The sequence below is a fragment of the Streptomyces paradoxus genome (assembly GCF_014202475.1).
GTDB classification, from domain to species: Bacteria; Actinomycetota; Actinomycetes; order Streptomycetales; family Streptomycetaceae; genus Streptomyces; species Streptomyces paradoxus.
The window spans coordinates 329,107-345,590 of record NZ_JACHGV010000006.1 but is presented as its reverse complement, the minus strand read 5'-3'; the positions used below and the strand labels follow the sequence as shown (position 1 = coordinate 345,590).

General features: G+C 70.2%; 10 protein-coding genes and 1 pseudogene. 8 read left to right on the top strand and 3 right to left on the bottom strand.

Annotated features, from left to right (window positions below; all coding sequences use genetic code 11):
- Nucleotides 1-267 precede the first annotated feature (267 nt).
- The 4 genes from metH (at nucleotide 268) to HNR57_RS21905 (ending at nucleotide 8,335) form a co-directional block, all read left to right on the top strand.
- Nucleotides 268-3,783 (top strand): methionine synthase, encoded by a 3,516-nt coding sequence (metH, locus tag HNR57_RS21920; protein WP_184561911.1) that lies wholly within the window; start codon nucleotides 268-270, stop codon nucleotides 3,781-3,783.
- 144 nt (nucleotides 3,784-3,927) lie between these two features.
- On the top strand, nucleotides 3,928-4,629 hold the full coding sequence (locus tag HNR57_RS21915; RefSeq protein WP_184561909.1) for an HAD family hydrolase: 702 nt from the start codon (nucleotides 3,928-3,930) through the stop codon (nucleotides 4,627-4,629).
- A gap of 408 nt (nucleotides 4,630-5,037) precedes the next feature.
- A complete protein-coding gene (locus HNR57_RS21910; protein ID WP_184561907.1) occupies nucleotides 5,038-6,642 on the top strand; it encodes an ABC transporter substrate-binding protein in 1,605 nt (534 codons plus the stop codon).
- Nucleotides 6,643-6,751: 109 nt separating this feature from the next.
- On the top strand, nucleotides 6,752-8,335 hold the full coding sequence (locus HNR57_RS21905) for an ABC transporter substrate-binding protein (protein WP_184561905.1): 1,584 nt from the start codon (nucleotides 6,752-6,754) through the stop codon (nucleotides 8,333-8,335).
- Between the two features lie 70 nt (nucleotides 8,336-8,405).
- Here HNR57_RS21905 and HNR57_RS21900 read toward each other — a convergent pair whose 3' ends face one another.
- Together HNR57_RS21900 and HNR57_RS21895 are read right to left on the bottom strand one after the other, a co-directional pair.
- Nucleotides 8,406-9,077, bottom strand: coding sequence for a response regulator (locus HNR57_RS21900; RefSeq protein WP_184561903.1), 672 nt, complete (start codon nucleotides 9,075-9,077; stop codon nucleotides 8,406-8,408).
- Between the two features lie 14 nt (nucleotides 9,078-9,091).
- Nucleotides 9,092-10,103, bottom strand: a pseudogene (locus HNR57_RS21895) (RecB family exonuclease).
- 186 nt (nucleotides 10,104-10,289) lie between these two features.
- Here HNR57_RS21895 and HNR57_RS21890 point away from each other — a divergent pair.
- From HNR57_RS21890 to HNR57_RS21880, 3 genes are all read left to right on the top strand, one after another.
- A complete protein-coding gene (locus HNR57_RS21890; protein ID WP_184561899.1) occupies nucleotides 10,290-12,197 on the top strand; it encodes a site-2 protease family protein in 1,908 nt (635 codons plus the stop codon).
- A gap of 53 nt (nucleotides 12,198-12,250) precedes the next feature.
- Complete coding sequence (locus HNR57_RS21885) at nucleotides 12,251-13,153, top strand: tRNA (adenine-N1)-methyltransferase (RefSeq protein WP_033311897.1); 903 nt, start codon at nucleotides 12,251-12,253, stop codon at nucleotides 13,151-13,153.
- A gap of 315 nt (nucleotides 13,154-13,468) precedes the next feature.
- A complete protein-coding gene (locus tag HNR57_RS21880; protein WP_184561897.1) occupies nucleotides 13,469-14,047 on the top strand; it encodes a hypothetical protein in 579 nt (192 codons plus the stop codon).
- Between the two features lie 59 nt (nucleotides 14,048-14,106).
- Here the strand turns inward: HNR57_RS21880 and HNR57_RS21875 are convergent, their stop codons facing one another.
- On the bottom strand, nucleotides 14,107-14,412 hold the full coding sequence (locus tag HNR57_RS21875) for a ferredoxin (RefSeq protein WP_184561895.1): 306 nt from the start codon (nucleotides 14,410-14,412) through the stop codon (nucleotides 14,107-14,109).
- 245 nt (nucleotides 14,413-14,657) lie between these two features.
- Between HNR57_RS21875 and arc the strand changes: the two genes are divergently transcribed.
- Nucleotides 14,658-16,424 carry a proteasome ATPase gene (gene arc / locus HNR57_RS21870; protein WP_062925901.1) on the top strand — a complete coding sequence of 589 codons (1,767 nt, stop codon included), beginning with the start codon at nucleotides 14,658-14,660 and terminating at the stop codon, nucleotides 16,422-16,424.
- Nucleotides 16,425-16,484: the final 60 nt, after the last annotated feature.

Sequence of the window (16,484 nt, the reverse complement as noted above, 5' to 3'; positions counted from 1 at the left end):
GCGGCACAACAGCCCTCGTTCGGCAATGTCGAACACTACCGGTCGATGTCGACCTCTCGCTAATGGCAGGTCGCCATTTTTCAGCCAGCGGTGGCCGATCCGTCGCCCGGGCGGCCGATCCGGGACCACCGGAGTCCGCCCCGTGGACGTGCTGCCCATCCAAGCCCACTCCCGGTTACGCTGGCGCGGTGCGCCCATCCCGGATGCCTTCCGGCTGTCCGGGAAGCCGCAAAGCCGACAGCCGTCGCATCCGAGGGAGCCCTTTTCATGGCCTCGTTGCCGCCGACCCCTTCCGCTGACAGCCGGACCCGTGCGTCCGCGCTCCGAGAAGCCCTGGCCACCCGCGTGGTCGTGGCCGACGGAGCCATGGGCACCATGCTCCAGGCGCAGGACCCCACGCTCGAGGACTTCGAGAATCTCGAAGGCTGCAACGAGATCCTCAACCTGACGCGCCCGGACATCGTCCGTTCGGTGCACGCCGCGTACTTCGACGTCGGTGTGGACTGCGTGGAGACCAACACCTTCGGCGCCAACCTCACCGCCCTCGGCGAGTACGACATCCCCGAGCGCGTCACCGAGCTGTCCGAGGCCGGTGCCCGGATCGCCCGCGAGGTGGCCGACGAGTTCACCCGCAGCACCGGGCAGCAGCGCTGGGTGCTCGGCTCGATGGGACCCGGCACCAAGCTGCCCACCCTCGGCCACACCACCTTCGGCGCCATCCGGGACGCCTACCAGCAGAACGCCGAGGGCCTGCTCGCCGGCGGCGCCGACGCGCTGCTCGTGGAGACCACGCAGGACCTGCTCCAGACCAAGGCCTCCGTGATCGCCGCCCGCCGGGCCATGGAGGCCACCGGCCACTCCGTACCGCTGATCGTCTCGGTGACCGTCGAGACGACCGGGACCATGCTGCTCGGCTCCGAGATCGGCGCGGCCCTGACCGCGCTGGAGCCCCTCGGCATCGACATGATCGGCCTGAACTGCGCCACGGGCCCGGCCGAGATGAGCGAGCACCTGCGCTTCCTGTCCCGGCACTCCCGCATCCCGCTGTCCTGCATGCCCAACGCGGGCCTGCCCGTGCTGACCAAGGACGGCGCCCACTACCCGCTGACCGCGCCCGAGCTGGCCGAGGCGCAGGGCACCTTCGTCCGCGACTACGGCCTCTCCCTCGTGGGCGGCTGCTGCGGCACCACCCCCGAGCACCTGCGGCAGCTGGTCGAGCGCGTCCGGGACACCGCCCCCACCGAGCGCGCCCCGCAGCCCGAGCCGGGCGCGGCCTCCCTCTACCAGTCGGTGCCGTTCCGGCAGGACACCTCCTACCTGGCCATCGGCGAGCGCACCAACGCCAACGGCTCGAAGAAGTTCCGCGATGCCATGCTGGACGGCCGCTGGGACGACTGCGTGGAGATGGCCCGCGACCAGATCCGCGAGGGCGCGCACATGCTCGACCTGTGCGTGGACTACGTCGGCCGCGACGGCGTCGCCGACATGGAGGAGCTGGCCGGCCGCTTCGCCACCGCCTCCACCCTGCCCATCGTGCTGGACTCCACCGAGGTCGACGTCATCCGGGCCGGCCTGGAGAAGCTCGGCGGCCGCGCGGTGATCAACTCGGTGAACTACGAGGACGGCGACGGCCCCGAATCCCGCTTCGCCAAGGTCACCGCCCTCGCCCAGGAGCACGGCGCCGCCCTCATCGCGCTCACCATCGACGAGGAGGGCCAGGCCCGCACCGCCGAGAAGAAGGTCGAGATCGCCGAACGGCTCATCGACGACCTGACCGGCAACTGGGGCATCCACGAGGAGGACATCCTCGTCGACTGCCTGACCTTCACCATCTGCACCGGCCAGGAGGAGTCCCGCAAGGACGGCATCGCCACCATCGAGGGCATCCGAGAGCTCAAGCGGCGCCACCCGAAGGTGCAGACCACGCTCGGCCTGTCCAACATCTCCTTCGGTCTCAACCCGGCCGCCCGCATCCTGCTCAACTCCGTCTTCCTCGACGAGTGCGTCAAGGCGGGCCTGGACTCGGCGATCGTGCACGCCTCGAAGATCCTGCCGATCGCCCGCTTCAGCGAGGAGGAGGTCCAGACGGCCCTGGACCTCATCCACGACCGCCGCGCCGAGGGCTACGACCCGCTGCAGAAGCTCATGCAGCTGTTCGAGGGCGCCACCGCCAAGTCCCTCAAGGCCGGCAAGGCCGAGGAACTGGCCGCCCTGCCGCTCGACGAGCGCCTCAAGCGCCGCATCATCGACGGCGAGCGCAACGGCCTCGAAGCGGACCTCGACGAGGCCCTCCAGGAGCGGCCCGCGCTCGACATCGTCAACGAGACCCTGCTGGACGGCATGAAGGTCGTCGGCGAGCTGTTCGGCTCCGGCCAGATGCAGCTGCCGTTCGTCCTGCAGTCCGCCGAGGTCATGAAGACGGCCGTCGCCCACCTCGAACCGCACATGGAGAAGACCGACGAGGCCGGCAAGGGCACCATCGTGCTCGCCACCGTCCGCGGCGACGTGCACGACATCGGCAAGAACCTCGTCGACATCATCCTGTCCAACAACGGCTACAACGTCGTCAACCTCGGCATCAAGCAGCCGGTCTCCGCGATCCTGGAAGCCGCCGAGGAGCACCGGGCCGACGTCATCGGCATGTCCGGTCTCCTGGTCAAGTCCACTGTGATCATGAAGGAGAACCTGGAGGAGCTGAACCAGCGCGGCCTGGCCTCCGGCTACCCGGTCATCCTCGGCGGCGCCGCCCTCACCCGCGCCTACGTCGAGCAGGACCTGCACGAGATCTACGAGGGCGAGGTCCGCTACGCCCGCGACGCCTTCGAGGGGCTGCGCCTGATGGACGCCCTCATCGGCGTCAAGCGGGGCGTGCCCGGCGCCAAGCTGCCCGAGCTCAAGCAGCGCCGGGTGCGGGCCACCGCCCCGGCCGCCGTGGAGGAGCGCCCCGAGGAGGGGCACGTCCGCTCCGACGTCGCCACCGACAACCCCGTGCCCACCCCGCCCTTCCGCGGCACCCGCGTGATCAAGGGCATCCAGCTCAAGGAGTACGCGAGCTGGCTCGACGAGGGCGCCCTGTTCAAGGGCCAGTGGGGCCTGAAGCAGGCCCGCACCGGTGAGGGCCCGTCGTACGAGGAGCTCGTCGAGAGCGAGGGCCGGCCCCGGCTGCGCGGCCTGCTGGACCGCCTCCAGACGGAGAACCTGCTGGAGGCGGCCGTGGTCTACGGCTACTTCCCGTGCGTCTCCAAGGACGACGACCTGATCATCCTCGACGAGCAGGGCAACGAGCGCACCCGCTTCACGTTCCCGCGCCAGCGCCGGGGCCGCCGGCTGTGCCTGGCCGACTTCTTCCGCCCGGAGGAGTCCGGCGAGACCGACGTCGTCGGCCTCCAGGTCGTCACCGTCGGCTCGCGCATCGGCGAGGAGACCGCGCGCCTCTTCGAGGCCAACGCCTACCGCGACTACCTCGAACTGCACGGGCTGTCCGTGCAGCTGGCCGAGGCGCTCGCCGAGTACTGGCACGCGCGCGTGCGCTCCGAGCTCGGCTTCGCCGGCGAGGACCCGGACGAGATGCAGGGCATGTTCGAGCTGAAGTACCGGGGCGCCCGCTTCTCCCTCGGCTACGGCGCCTGCCCCGACCTGGAGGACCGCGCCAAGATCGCCGACCTGCTCCAGCCGGAGCGCATCGGCGTCCAGCTGTCCGAGGAGTTCCAGCTGCACCCCGAGCAGTCCACGGACGCCATCGTGATCCACCACCCGGAGGCGAAGTACTTCAACGCCCGCTGAGCCCCTCCCGGGCGCACGGGCCGTAAGAGGCACACGGGGCCAAAAGAAGCGATTCGTCCGCGCACGACGTAGACTTGTCGGTCCACCGCAGGCCGGTTCCCCTCGTGGGGAACCGGCCTGAACGTCCCTCAAGGAGGTACGTGGATGACCAGTACGGTCCCCGCGCTCGGAACCCGCACGGCCGAAGGCTCCGCTCTCCAGGCGGTCCTCCTCGACATGGACGGCACCCTGGTGGACACGGAGGGCTTCTGGTGGGACGTCGAGGTCGAGGTGTTCGCCTCCCTCGGCCACACCCTCGACGAGTCCTGGCGGCATGTCGTGGTCGGCGGCCCCATGACCCGCAGCGCGGGGTTCCTCATCGAGGCCACCGGCGCCGACATCCCCCTCGACGAACTCACCGTGCTCCTGAACGACGGCTTCGAGGACCGCATCGGCCGCGCCCTGCCCCTGATGCCGGGCGCCGGCCGGCTGCTCGCCGAGCTCTACGAGTACGAGATCCCCACAGCCCTGGTCTCCGCCTCGCACCGGCGCATCATCGACCGGGTGCTGACCTCGCTGGGCGCCCACCATTTCAGCCTGACGGTGGCCGGTGACGAGGTGCCGCGCACCAAGCCCCACCCCGACCCGTACCTCGCCGCCGCCGCCGGACTCGGCGCGGACCCGGCCCGGTGCGCCGTCATCGAGGACACCGCGACCGGGGTCGCCGCCGCCGAGGCCGCCGGCTGCCAGGTCGTGGCCGTGCCCTCCGTGGCCCCCATCGCCCCGGCCCTGCGCCGCACGGTCGTCACCTCCCTCGAAGAGGTCGACCTGACATTTCTGCACGGGCTGATGACGGAAATGCGCTAGGCGTTCACCCAGCGTGCAGCGGCGTTAGGGCGGGAATTCCGAAGGTGAATTCGAACCCCTCCGGGCGATCGAATTCCCGTGCTCCGAACCCGTTTACGCGTGTGACGTTCCCCACGCGGTCCGGGGTCGACAGCAGATCCGCCGTGTGCTGCGCACCCCCTCCAGGGGGCCGTCGGCGCGCCCTTGTGTCCCGATTGGTGGAACGCTGCACCAAAGCTTCCACTGTCGGGTTTTCGGTCTGTCCGCGCCCGGTTCCGCAGCGTGATGGGTGCTCAACTCCGGTGGCTGCGAACCCTCCTGCCGGTCCGGACTAATCTCGATGCGAGAACATCGCCCCACCTCCGTGATCCGCTGCGCCACCCCTGCATGCCGGGTACACGGAGTCGACAGCTCTGGAGAAACTCGAGCATGAACCGCAAGACTTTGGTGCTGCCGGCCGTGATCGGCCTGCTCGCGCCGGTGCTCGCCGCCTGCGGCGGGTCCGACAGCGGGAGCGGCGACAGCGGCGCGATCGTCGTCGGCACCACGGACCGGTTCACCGCCTCGAAGGACGCCCCCGCGCCCCTCGACCCGGCGTACGCCTACGACGTCGGCACCTGGAACATCCTGCGCCAGACCGTGCAGACCCTGATGATCCAGCCGCGCGGCGAGGGCGAGCCGGTACCGGAGGCCGCCGAGCGCTGCGGCTTCACCGACACCGGCAACGAGCGCTACGCCTGCACCCTGCGCGACGGCCTGACGTTCGCAGGCGGCAACGCTGTCACGGCGGACGACGTGAAGTACTCCATCGACCGCGCCCGCTCGCTCAAGGCCGACAGCGGTGTGTTCGCACTGCTGTCCACCATCGACACCGTCGAGACGCAGGGCGACCGCGAGGTCATCTTCCACCTCAAGACCGCCGACGCGACGTTCCCGTACAAGCTGTCGACCCCGGTCGCCGGCATCGTCGACCCCGACGACTACCCGAAGAACAAGCTGCGCGACGGCTTCGACCTGGAGGGCTCCGGCCCGTACACCCTCAAGGCCGACGTCGAGGACGGCGAGCTGGTCAAGGCCGAGTTCACCAAGAACCCCGACTACAAGGGGACCCTCAAGGTGAACAACGACAAGGTCGACATGGTCTCCTACAAGGACGCCGACGCCATGGGCAAGGCCCTGGACAAGGGCGACATCGACCTGATGACCCGCACGATGTCGCCCGATCAGATCCGCGAACTCTCCGGCGACGCGGACACCGACGTCGACCTCGTCGAGATGCCCGGCCTGGAGATCCGCTACCTGGGCTTCAACACCGACGCCCCGACGGTGAAGTCCAAGGCCGTGCGCCAGGCGATGGCCCAGGTCGTCAACCGCAGCGCGCTGGTCTCCAAGGTCTACGGCTCCCAGGCCGAGCCGCTGTACTCGCTGGTCCCGGCCAGCGTCACCGGCCACTCCAACTCGTTCTTCAACAAGTACGGCGAGCCGAACGTCACCAAGGCCCGTTCGCTGCTCAACCAGGCGAACATCACCACCCCGGTGAAGCTCACGCTGCACTACACCACCGACCACTACGGCCCGGCCACCAAGAAGGAGTTCGAGGTCCTGCGCGACCAGCTGAACTCCAGCGGCCTGTTCGACGTCGGCATCAAGGGCACCCCCTGGGACACGTTCCGCCCGGCCGAGAAGAAGGGCGAGTACGACGTCTACGGCATGGGCTGGTTCCCGGACTTCCCGGACGCCGACAACTTCCTCGCGCCGTTCCTCGACGCCGACAACACCCTCGGCTCGCCGTACGACAACAGCCAGATCCGCAAGACCCTGATCCCGGAATCCCGCCGTGAGGCGGACCGGCTGTCCGCCTCCTCCAGCCTGACGAACATTCAGGACATCGTCGCCGGTGACGTGCCGGTGCTGCCGCTGTGGCAGGGCAAGCAGTACGTTGCCGCGCGCGACGACATCACGGGTACCGCCTACGCGCTCAACTCCGCCTCGACGCTTCAGCTGTGGGAGCTCGGGCGGGGTGTGAGCGACTGACGGACCCGCTGGATCCCCGGGGGCCTGTGACCGCGGCCCCCGGGGAGCCGTGCCCCGGAGCCAGGACGATGCTCCGGGACTTCTCGAGAACCGACGACAAGGCACACACGTGAAGATACGCAACCAGTGGCCGGTCCTGCCCATCGTGGCGGGCCTCGCCTCCGGACTGCTGACCGGCTGTGGCACGGAGAGCGGAGACTCCGCGGGGGACGGCTCCAACGTGGTGGTGGGGATGTCCGACGACGTCCTGGCCACCGACCCGGCCTCCGGCTACGACCCCGGCTCCTGGCTGTTGTTCAACAACGTCTTCCAGTCCCTGCTCAGCTTCCCCAAGGGCGCCACGGAACCGCAGCCCGAGGCGGCCGAGAGCTGCGCGTTCACCGACACGCAGACCACGGTCTACAAGTGCACGCTGAAGGACGGACTCAAGTTCAGCAACGGTGACGAGCTCACCTCCGAGGACGTCAAGTTCTCCTTCGACCGCATGCTGAAGATCAACGACCCCGACGGGCCCGCGATCATGTTCCCCATGCTCGACAAGGTCGAGACGCCGGACGAGAAGACGGTCGTCTTCCGCCTCAACACGGCCGACGCCACCTTCCCGAGCAAGATCGCCTCCGGCGCCGGCTCCATCGTCGACCACAACGAGTACGACGCGGGCGAGCTCCGCAAGGACGGCCAGGCCGTCGGCTCCGGCCCGTACAAGCTCGACTCGTTCGACGACGGCCAGGCCGTCTTCTCGGTCAACGAGAACTACGAGGGCACCGCCAAGGTGAAGAACACCGGCGTGACGCTGAAGTTCTTCGACGGCGACCAGACCGCCCTGAAGCAGGCCATCCAGAACGAGGAGGTCGACATCGCCTACCGCGGCCTCACCGCGGGCGACGTCGCCGACATGGAGAAGGCCGACGACGGCACCGGCACCGAGGTCGTCGAGGGCAGCAGCGCCGAGGTCCAGCACCTGGTGTTCAACATGGACGACCCGGTCGCCGGAAAGCTCGGCGTCCGCAAGGCCATCGCCCACCTGCTCGACCGCGAAGCCCTCATCAAGGACGTCTACCAGGGCACCGCGACCCCGCTCTACTCGATCATCCCGGCCGGTATCGCGGGCCACAACACGGCCTTCTTCGACACCTACGGCGCCCGCCCCTCCCGGTCCAAGGCCCAGGCCGCGCTGCGCGAGGACGGCATCACCGGCAAGGTGAAGCTGACCCTCTGGTCGACCCCCTCCCGCTACGGTCCCGCCACCGACCAGGAGCTGAACGCCATCGCCGGCCAGCTCAACGCCAGCGGCCTGTTCGACGCGAGCGTCAAGTCCGTCCCGTTCGGCCAGTACGAGAAGGACATCGCCGCCGGCAAGTACGGGGTGTACGTGAAGGGCTGGGTGCCCGACTACCCGGACGCCGACAACTTCACGGCCCCCTTCTTCGGCAAGGGCAACGTGCTGAACAACAACTACGACAACGGCACGATCACCGGCTCGCTCATCCCGCGCACCGCCGGCCTGACCAACCGGGCCGCCACCGACAAGGAGTACGGCGAACTGCAGGACATCGTCGCCGACGAACTCCCGGTCCTGCCGGTCTGGCAGGCCAAGCAGTACGCGGTCGTCCGCGACGGCGTCTACGGCCTGGAGTACTGCCTCGACGCGTCGACGGTCTTCCGCTTCTGGGAGCTCAGCAAGGACGCCTGACGCACTAAAACGCGAGAAGGGCGCCCCCCACTCTCGGGGGGCGCCCTTCTCGCGTACCTGCTCCTTGCCGCTACTGCGCGCCGGGGCGCACCAGCCCGCTCTCGTACGCGTACACCGCGGCCTGCACGCGGTCGCGCAGGCCCAGCTTGGTCAGCACATGCCCGACGTGCGTCTTGACCGTGGTCTCGCTGACGAAGAGGTCGGCGGCGATCTCCGCGTTGGACAGCCCGCGCGCCACCAGCTTCAGCACCTCGACCTCCCGGTCGGTGAGCGTGTGCAGCACGTCCGGCACCGGCTCGTCCCCCGACGGCAGGTGCGTGGCGTACTTGTCGAGCAGGCGGCGGGTGATGCTCGGCGCGAGCATGGCCTCGCCCGCGGCGACGACCCGGATGGCCTGCACCAGCTCGTTGGCCGGCGCGTCCTTGAGCAGGAACCCGCTGGCACCGGCGCGCAGCGCCTCCACCACGTACTCGTCGAGGTCGAAGGTGGTCAGCACCAGCACCTTCGCCGGGCCGTCCCGCCCGGGCCCGGTGATCTGCCGGGTCGCCTCCACACCGTCCATCCGCGGCATGCGGATGTCCATCAGAACCACATCGGGCTGTAGCGCACGCACCTGGTCGAGTGCCTGCAGTCCGTCACCGGCCTCCCCGACGACCGCGATGTCCTGCTCCGCCTCCAGAATCATCCGGAAGCCGGTACGCAGCAGCGGCTGGTCGTCGACCAGTAGGACGCGGATGGCCACGTGAGTCTCCTTCGCTAGTCCGGCCCCATTCTGCCCTGCACGGGCCCGCCGGACTCAGCCGCCCTCGACGGGCTGCGCCGACGTCTCCGCCGCGCCCACCGGCAGCGGGTACGGCGGGGGAGTGCCGCCGAACTCCGGGCAGTGCGCCTGGTGGTCGCACCAGCCGCACAGCTTCGTGGGGCGCGGCCGCCAGTCGCCCGTCTCGGTCGCCAGCCGGATCGCCTCCCACAGCGCCAGTAGCTTGCGCTCGACCCGCTCCAGGTCGGCGAGGACCGGGTCGTACGTCAGCACCTGGCCGCTGCCGAGGTAGACCAGCTGGAGCCGCCGGGGGACCACGTTCTTCAGCCGCCACACCACCAGGGCGTAGAACTTCATCTGGAACAGGGCACCCTCGGAGTACTCCGGCCTGGGCGCCTTCCCCGTCTTGTAGTCGACGATCCGGACCTCGCCCGTGGGGGCCACATCGACCCGGTCGATGATGCCGCGCAGCCGCAGCCCGGACTCCAGCTCCGCCTCGACGAACAGCTCCCGCTCGGCCGGCTCCAGACGGCTGGGGTCCTCCAGGGTGAACCAGCGCTCGACGAGCTGCTCCGCCTCGCCCAGCCAGCGCGCCAGGCGCTCGCCCTGCGGATCGTCGGCGAACAGCTCCACGACCTCCGGCCGCGTCTCGCGCAGGCGGTCCCACTGGCCCGGGATCAGCGACTTGGCCCGGGGCGGCGTGCGCTCGGCGGCGGGGGCGTCGAAGAGCCGCTCCAGGACCGCGTGCACCAGCGTGCCCCTGGTCGCCGCCTCACTCGGCTTCTCCGGCAGCCGGTCGATGACCCGGAAGCGGTAGAGCAGCGGGCACTGCATGAAGTCACTGGCACGTGAGGGGGACAGCGAGGCGGGCGGTATGGCGGCAGAGCCGGTCACGAGGTCGCTGACGGCGGCGGTCTCGGCCGCCGCCTCCGCCACCGTCCGTGCCTCTGCCGCCGTGTCCACTGCCGTCTGCGCGGGCTCCGCCGCGCCCTCGCTGCTCGTCTCCATGCCCCAGACCATACGGCCCGCCACTGACAGTGACCCAGCCGCGTTCGTGGGAGAAGCCGGGAGGGGAGGCCGACGTACGGGAAACACAGGGGTGCCGGGGCCGAACGCACCCCGACGGCCGCATACCATCGACTCGAGACCCTCCCGTCCGGCAGGCGCGGGAGACGCTTCGACGAGGGGACACCGGTGGACGAGAGCGGCGGGCGCGGGCAGCCGCGGTCCGGCAACGACGAGTCGGCCGAGCGCCACGAGGGGCTTGCGCCCCGGGCCACCGGCCCGGCCCCCGCCGACGAACAGCCCACGCCCACGGACGAGCACGGGTCCGCTCCTGAGCAGCCCACGCCGGGCCCGGAGCCGACCGGCCACGTAGCGCCCGCCGACGTTCCGGCGTCCGACACACCGGCAACCCCACCGGACGCCTCGGCGCCGCCCCGGCCCTCCGCCGCCGGCGCTTCACCGGACCCGCGGACTCCGAATGCCGTACCCGCCCGGGCCGGGGGCGAGGGTGACGGTTCGCCGGAAGGCGGCACCCACCCCGACCCCGCCCGTGCCGACGGTCTGCCCGCCGCAGCCGGCGGCGCAGTCGCAGCGACTGCGGCGTCGGCCCCCGCCGAGGGCGACGGTGACGGCTCGCCGGAGGCCGACACGCACCCCGAGCGTGCCTACGCGGGCGACCCGCACGCGGCACCCACAGCCGGTCGGCCCGAGGCGGACCGGCTGCGCAAGGGCCCCGCCCCGGACCAAGCCCCGGGCTCCGGCGATGCGCACCGCCGACAGCAGCCCCCCACCCTGGGCCCCGGTGACGCGAACCGCGGGCAGCAGCCCGCCCCCACCGCCCCGGCCGGCCACCCGAACCACCGCCCCGGCCCTTCCGCTCCCGCCCCCGGCGACCGGCCCCTCGCCCACTCCGCCGACGGCAAGGGCCCAGCCCCCCAGCGGCCGGAGCCTCGGGGCGGGCTGCTCATGGGGCGGCCCTTCGGCGTGCCCGTGTACGTCGCACCGAGCTGGTTCCTCGTCGCCGCGCTGATCACCTGGGTGTTCGGCGGCCAGCTGGAGCGCGTGCTGCCCGAGCTCGGTGCCGCCCGCTACCTGGTCTCCCTCTTCTTCGCGGTCGCCTTCTACGCCTCCGTGCTCGTCCACGAACTGGCCCACACGGTGGCCGCCCTCCGCTTCAAACTCCCCGTCCGCCGCATCCAGCTCCAGTTCTTCGGCGGCGTCTCCGAGATCGAGAAGGAGGCCGAGACCCCCGGCCGGGAATTCATCCTGGCCTTCGTCGGGCCCCTGCTCTCCCTCGTCCTCGCCGGCCTCTTCTACGGCGCCGCGCAGACCGTGGAACCCGGCACCGTCCCCGGCGTCCTGCTCGCAGGCCTGATGATCTCCAACCTCATCGTGGCCGCGTTCAACCTCCTGCCGGGCCTGCCCCTCGACGGCGGCCGCATGCTCCGTGCCATCGTCTGGAAGATCACCGGCAAGCCGATGAAGGGCACCATCGCCGCCGCCTGGGTCGGCCGCGCCCTGGCCGTCTCCGTGCTCATCGGACTGCCCCTGCTGACCCAGTCCGGCGCTCTCGGCACCGACGCCGCCGACAACGTCGGCATGGACACCGTCCTGGACGCCCTGCTCGCCGCGATCCTCGCCGCGATCATCTGGACCGGCGCGGGCAACAGCCTGCGCATGGCGCGCCTGCGCGAGCACCTCCCCGAGCTGCGCGCCCGGGCCCTCACCCGCCGCGCGGTCCCCGTCGAGACCGACACACCGCTCTCTGAGGCCCTGCGCCGCGCCAACGCGGCCGGAGCCCGCGCCCTGGTCGTCGTCGACGCCGACGGCCAGCCCCTCTCCCTCGTCCGCGAGGCCGCCATCGTCGGCGTGCCCGAGCACCGCCGCCCCTGGGTCGCCGTCAGCGGCCTCGCCCAGGACCTCACCGACGGCATGCGCGTCTCCGCGGAACTGTCGGGCGAGGAACTCCTGGACGCCCTGCGCGCCACCCCGGCCACCGAGTACCTGGTGGTGGAGGAGACCGGCGAGATCTACGGCGTCCTGTCGGCGGCCGACGTCGAGCGCGCCTTCGTCAAGGCCATGGCGAGGCCGTCCTAGGGTCTGCCGCCCGAGTGGTCGGTGGGCCTCTCCGGGGCCGGTAGGCTGGTCACATGTCCGAACCGACCGGTGCCGCCCGCAGGCGCGGGCCCTTCAAGGTCGGGGACCAGGTTCAGCTGACCGACCCCAAGGGCCGCCACTACACGTTCACGCTCGAGGCCGGGAAGAACTTCCACACCCACAAGGGTTCCTTCCCCCACGACGAACTGATCGGTGCTCCCGAGGGAAGCGTTGTCCGTACCACGGGGAACGTCGCCTACCTCGCGCTGCGCCCCCTGCTCCCCGACTACGTCCTGTCCATGCCCCGCGGCGCCGCCGTGGTCTACCCCAAGGACGCGGGGCAGATCCTGGCCTTCGCCGACATCTTCCCCGGCGCGCGCGTCGTGGAGGCGGGCGTCGGCTCCGGCTCGCTCAGCAGCTTCCTGCTGCGGGCGATCGGCGACCAGGGCATGCTGCACAGCTACGAGCGCCGGGCGGACTTCGCCGAGATCGCCCAGGCGAACGTGGAGCGCTACTTCGGCGGCCCGCACCCCGCCTGGCAGCTCACCGTCGGCGACCTCCAGGACAACCTGTCCGACGCCGACGTCGACCGCGTCATCCTCGACATGCTCGCCCCCTGGGAGTGCCTGGAGGCGGTCTCCAAGGCGCTCGTCCCCGGCGGCATCCTGTGCTGCTACGTGGCCACCACCACCCAGCTCGCCCGGACCGTGGAGTCCATCCGCGAGATCGGCTGCTTCAACGAGCCGAGCGCCTGGGAGTCGATGATCCGCAACTGGCACATCGAGGGCCTGGCCGTACGCCCGGACCACCGGATGATCGGCCACACCGGCTTCCTGCTCACCGCCCGCCGCCTCGCCGACGGCGTCGAACCGCCCATGCGCCGCCGCCGCCCTGCCAAGGGCGCCTACGGCGAGGACTACGCGGGCCCCAACGCCGACGGCGGCTCCGGCCGCTGAGACAGCCCGTCACCGCATCCAACGCACCGGCGCCGTGCCGGAGTTCCCGGACCCGTACCGGAACTCCGCCACGGCGCCACTGCGTTGCCGCCCCGAGTTACCCCACCGGAACGCCGTTGACCTGCCGCGAAGGCCGCAGCGGCCAGGAGCCGCCGCAGCGCAGGCCCACCCCCACCGGCCCGCTGACACAGCGGCAGGAACCGTAACCCTTCTGACTTCCCCGGCAGGAGATGTGCACACCCCGCCGTTCCCTCGCGCTGTGACGTGTGGCACCATGCAGCCACCCCACCGGCACAGCCTCAGGAGACCCTCCTAGTGCAGTCTTCCGCCGTCCCGGAGCTCGCCCACACCCACACCCGCCCCATCCACTGGCTCGCCACCGCGACGGCCGTCGCGGGCGTCGTGGCCTTCTCCTCGGTCCTGCAGCCCGGCGCGGCGACGGCGGCCCAGCCGGCCGCCCCTCAGACCAAGAGCGCTCCGGCGCACACGACTCCGCCCGACCCGGCCGCGGTGACGTTCCCGATCGAGTGCGGCCCGGTGAAGGCCGTGGTGAAGAAGAGGGCTTCCGGAGACCTCGACGGCGACGGCCGGCCCGAGACGGTGGCCGTCGTCCACTGCGACTCCCCGATGGGCACCCCGCCCGACGGCGTGTACGTCCTCACGCGCGGCGCCGACGGCGGCAAGCCGCGCGTGGTCGCCACCCTGCTGGACCCCAAGGACGGCACCACCGTCACCGACTTCGCCGTCTCCGACGGCGCCGTCACGGCCACGCTCCTCGGCTACTCGTCGGCCGACGTGCCGCGTTGCTGCCCCGACGTGAAGAGCGACGCGAAATGGCGTTGGCAGAACGGCTCGTTCGTCCGCTCGGCCCCGGCCGGCGCCCGCAGCGTGTGAGGCCCCTGCGACGGTGCGTGTGAGATATCAGACAGTAGTAACGGAACGTAGAGAAGTGGTCACTCCGCGTCCGGACCGTAAACCTCTGCCCTGTCCGAAACCCGACGTACGTGGATGCATTCGCCCGGACACTCCTTCGCGGAGTCGATCACGTCCGTGAGAAGCGGCAGCGGAACGGGCGTTGTCGCGCCCTTGTCCTGGAGCAACTCGTCGTCGGCGCTCTTCACATAGGCCAGACCGTCGATGTCCAGCTCGAACACCTCCGGCGCGTACTGGGCGCAGATGCCGTCGCCGGTACACAGGTCCTGGTCGATCCAGACCTCCAGCTCCGCGCTGTCCGCCCCGGCCGCCTGCTGCACGCTCATCTCTCCTGCCGTTTCTCCGCCGAGCCGCGTCGGGAATCCGGCCAGCTCCGGCGGGTGTTGAACAGTTCGACCCTACCCCCGGCTGGGTTCCAATCATGTTCGCTGGGTATTCCCCTGGCGTGAGGGAGAGCGCAAGGGTGAAGATCGGACACACCCCGACCGTCTTTGTGATCTAGGGGTTTCAATCGACACCCGCCCAGGTAGGGTCTGGAAGCGTCCAGCTCCCCTTGGAGGAGGTGAGGACCGTGGCAGCCCACGACGACGACATGAACCGCGGCATCCGCCCGGGACGCGGGTCCGACGACCCGGCCGGGCAGATTGCCTACCTTGAGCAGGAGATCGCCGTCCTGCGACGCAAGCTCGCCGACTCTCCGCGACACACGAGGATTCTCGAAGAGCGGATCGTCGAGCTGCAGACCAATCTGGCCGGCGTGTCCGCGCAGAACGAGCGACTCGCCAACACGCTCCGTGAGGCCCGCGACCAGATCGTGGCCCTCAAGGAGGAGGTCGACCGGCTCGCGCAGCCGCCGGCCGGCTTCGGCGTCTTCCTGACGGCCAACGAGGACGGCACCGCCGACATCTTCACCGGCGGCCGCAAGCTCAGGGTGAACGTCAGCCCCAGCGTCGAACTCGAAGAGCTCCGGCGCGGCCAGGAACTGATGCTCAACGAAGCGCTCAACGTGGTCGAGGCCATGGAGTTCGAGCGTGTCGGTGACATCGTCACCCTCAAGGAGATCCTCGAGGACGGCGAGCGGGCCCTCGTGCTCGGGCACACCGACGAGGAGCGGGTGGTGCGGCTCGCCGAGCCGCTGCTGGACGTCACCATCCGCCCCGGCGACGCCCTGCTCCTGGAGCCCCGCTCCGGCTACGTCTACGAGGTCGTCCCCAAGAGCGAGGTCGAGGAACTCGTCCTCGAAGAGGTCCCCGACATCGGCTACGAGCAGATCGGCGGTCTCGGCGGCCAGATCGAGGCCATCCGCGACGCGGTCGAGCTGCCGTACCTCTACCCGGACCTGTTCAAGGAGCACGAGCTGCGCCCGCCCAAGGGCGTCCTGCTCTACGGGCCTCCCGGATGCGGCAAGACGCTCATCGCCAAGGCCGTCGCCAACTCGCTGGCCAAGAAGGTCGCCGAGGTCACCGGCCAGGCCGCCGGCAAGAGCTTCTTCCTCAACATCAAGGGCCCCGAGCTCCTGAACAAGTACGTCGGCGAGACCGAGCGGCAGATCCGCCTGGTCTTCCAGCGCGCCCGGGAGAAGGCCAGCGAGGGCACCCCCGTCATCGTCTTCTTCGACGAGATGGAGTCCCTCTTCCGCACCCGCGGCTCCGGTGTCAGCTCGGACGTGGAGAACACCATCGTCCCGCAGCTGCTCGCCGAGATCGACGGTGTGGAGGGCCTGCAGAACGTGGTCGTGATCGGTGCCTCCAACCGTGAGGACATGATCGACCCCGCCATCCTGCGGCCCGGCCGTCTGGACGTGAAGATCAAGATCGAGCGTCCCGACGCCGAGGCGGCGAAGGACATCTTCGGCAAGTACCTCACCGAGCGCCTCCCGCTGCACTCCGACGACCTCGGCGAGCACGGCGGCAGCAAGGCGACCACCGTCCAGAGCATGATCCAGACGGCGGTGGAACACATGTACACCGAGTCCGAGGAGAACCGCTTCCTGGAGGTCACCTACGCCAACGGTGACAAGGAAGTCCTCTACTTCAAGGACTTCAACTCCGGCGCCATGATCGAGAACATCGTCGGCCGCGCCAAGAAGATGGCGATCAAGGACTTCCTCGAGAAGAACCAGAAGGGCCTCCGCGTCTCCCACCTCCTCCAGGCCTGCGTGGACGAGTTCAAGGAGAACGAGGACCTGCCGAACACCACCAACCCGGACGACTGGGCCCGGATCTCCGGAAAGAAGGGCGAGCGGATCGTGTACATCCGCACCCTCATCACCGGAAAGCAGGGCGCGGACACCGGACGCTCCATCGACACGGTGGCGAACACCGGTCAGTACCTGTAAAAGGCAGGGCGGCTGCGGGTGCCCTCGGCGGGTACCCGCAGCCGACTGTTTTTCAGGCCA

Bases quoted from the DNA above. Each gene is read 5' to 3' on its own strand.
- metH (WP_184561911.1), top strand. From the start codon at position 268: ATGGCCTCGTTGCCGCCGACCCCTTCCGCTGACAGCCGGACCCGTGCG.
- HNR57_RS21915 (WP_184561909.1), top strand. From the start codon at position 3,928: ATGACCAGTACGGTCCCCGCGCTCGGAACCCGCACGGCCGAAGGCTCC.
- HNR57_RS21910 (WP_184561907.1), top strand. From the start codon at position 5,038: ATGAACCGCAAGACTTTGGTGCTGCCGGCCGTGATCGGCCTGCTCGCG.
- HNR57_RS21885 (WP_033311897.1), top strand. From the start codon at position 12,251: ATGTCCGAACCGACCGGTGCCGCCCGCAGGCGCGGGCCCTTCAAGGTC.
- HNR57_RS21875 (WP_184561895.1), bottom strand. From the start codon at position 14,412: ATGAGCGTGCAGCAGGCGGCCGGGGCGGACAGCGCGGAGCTGGAGGTC.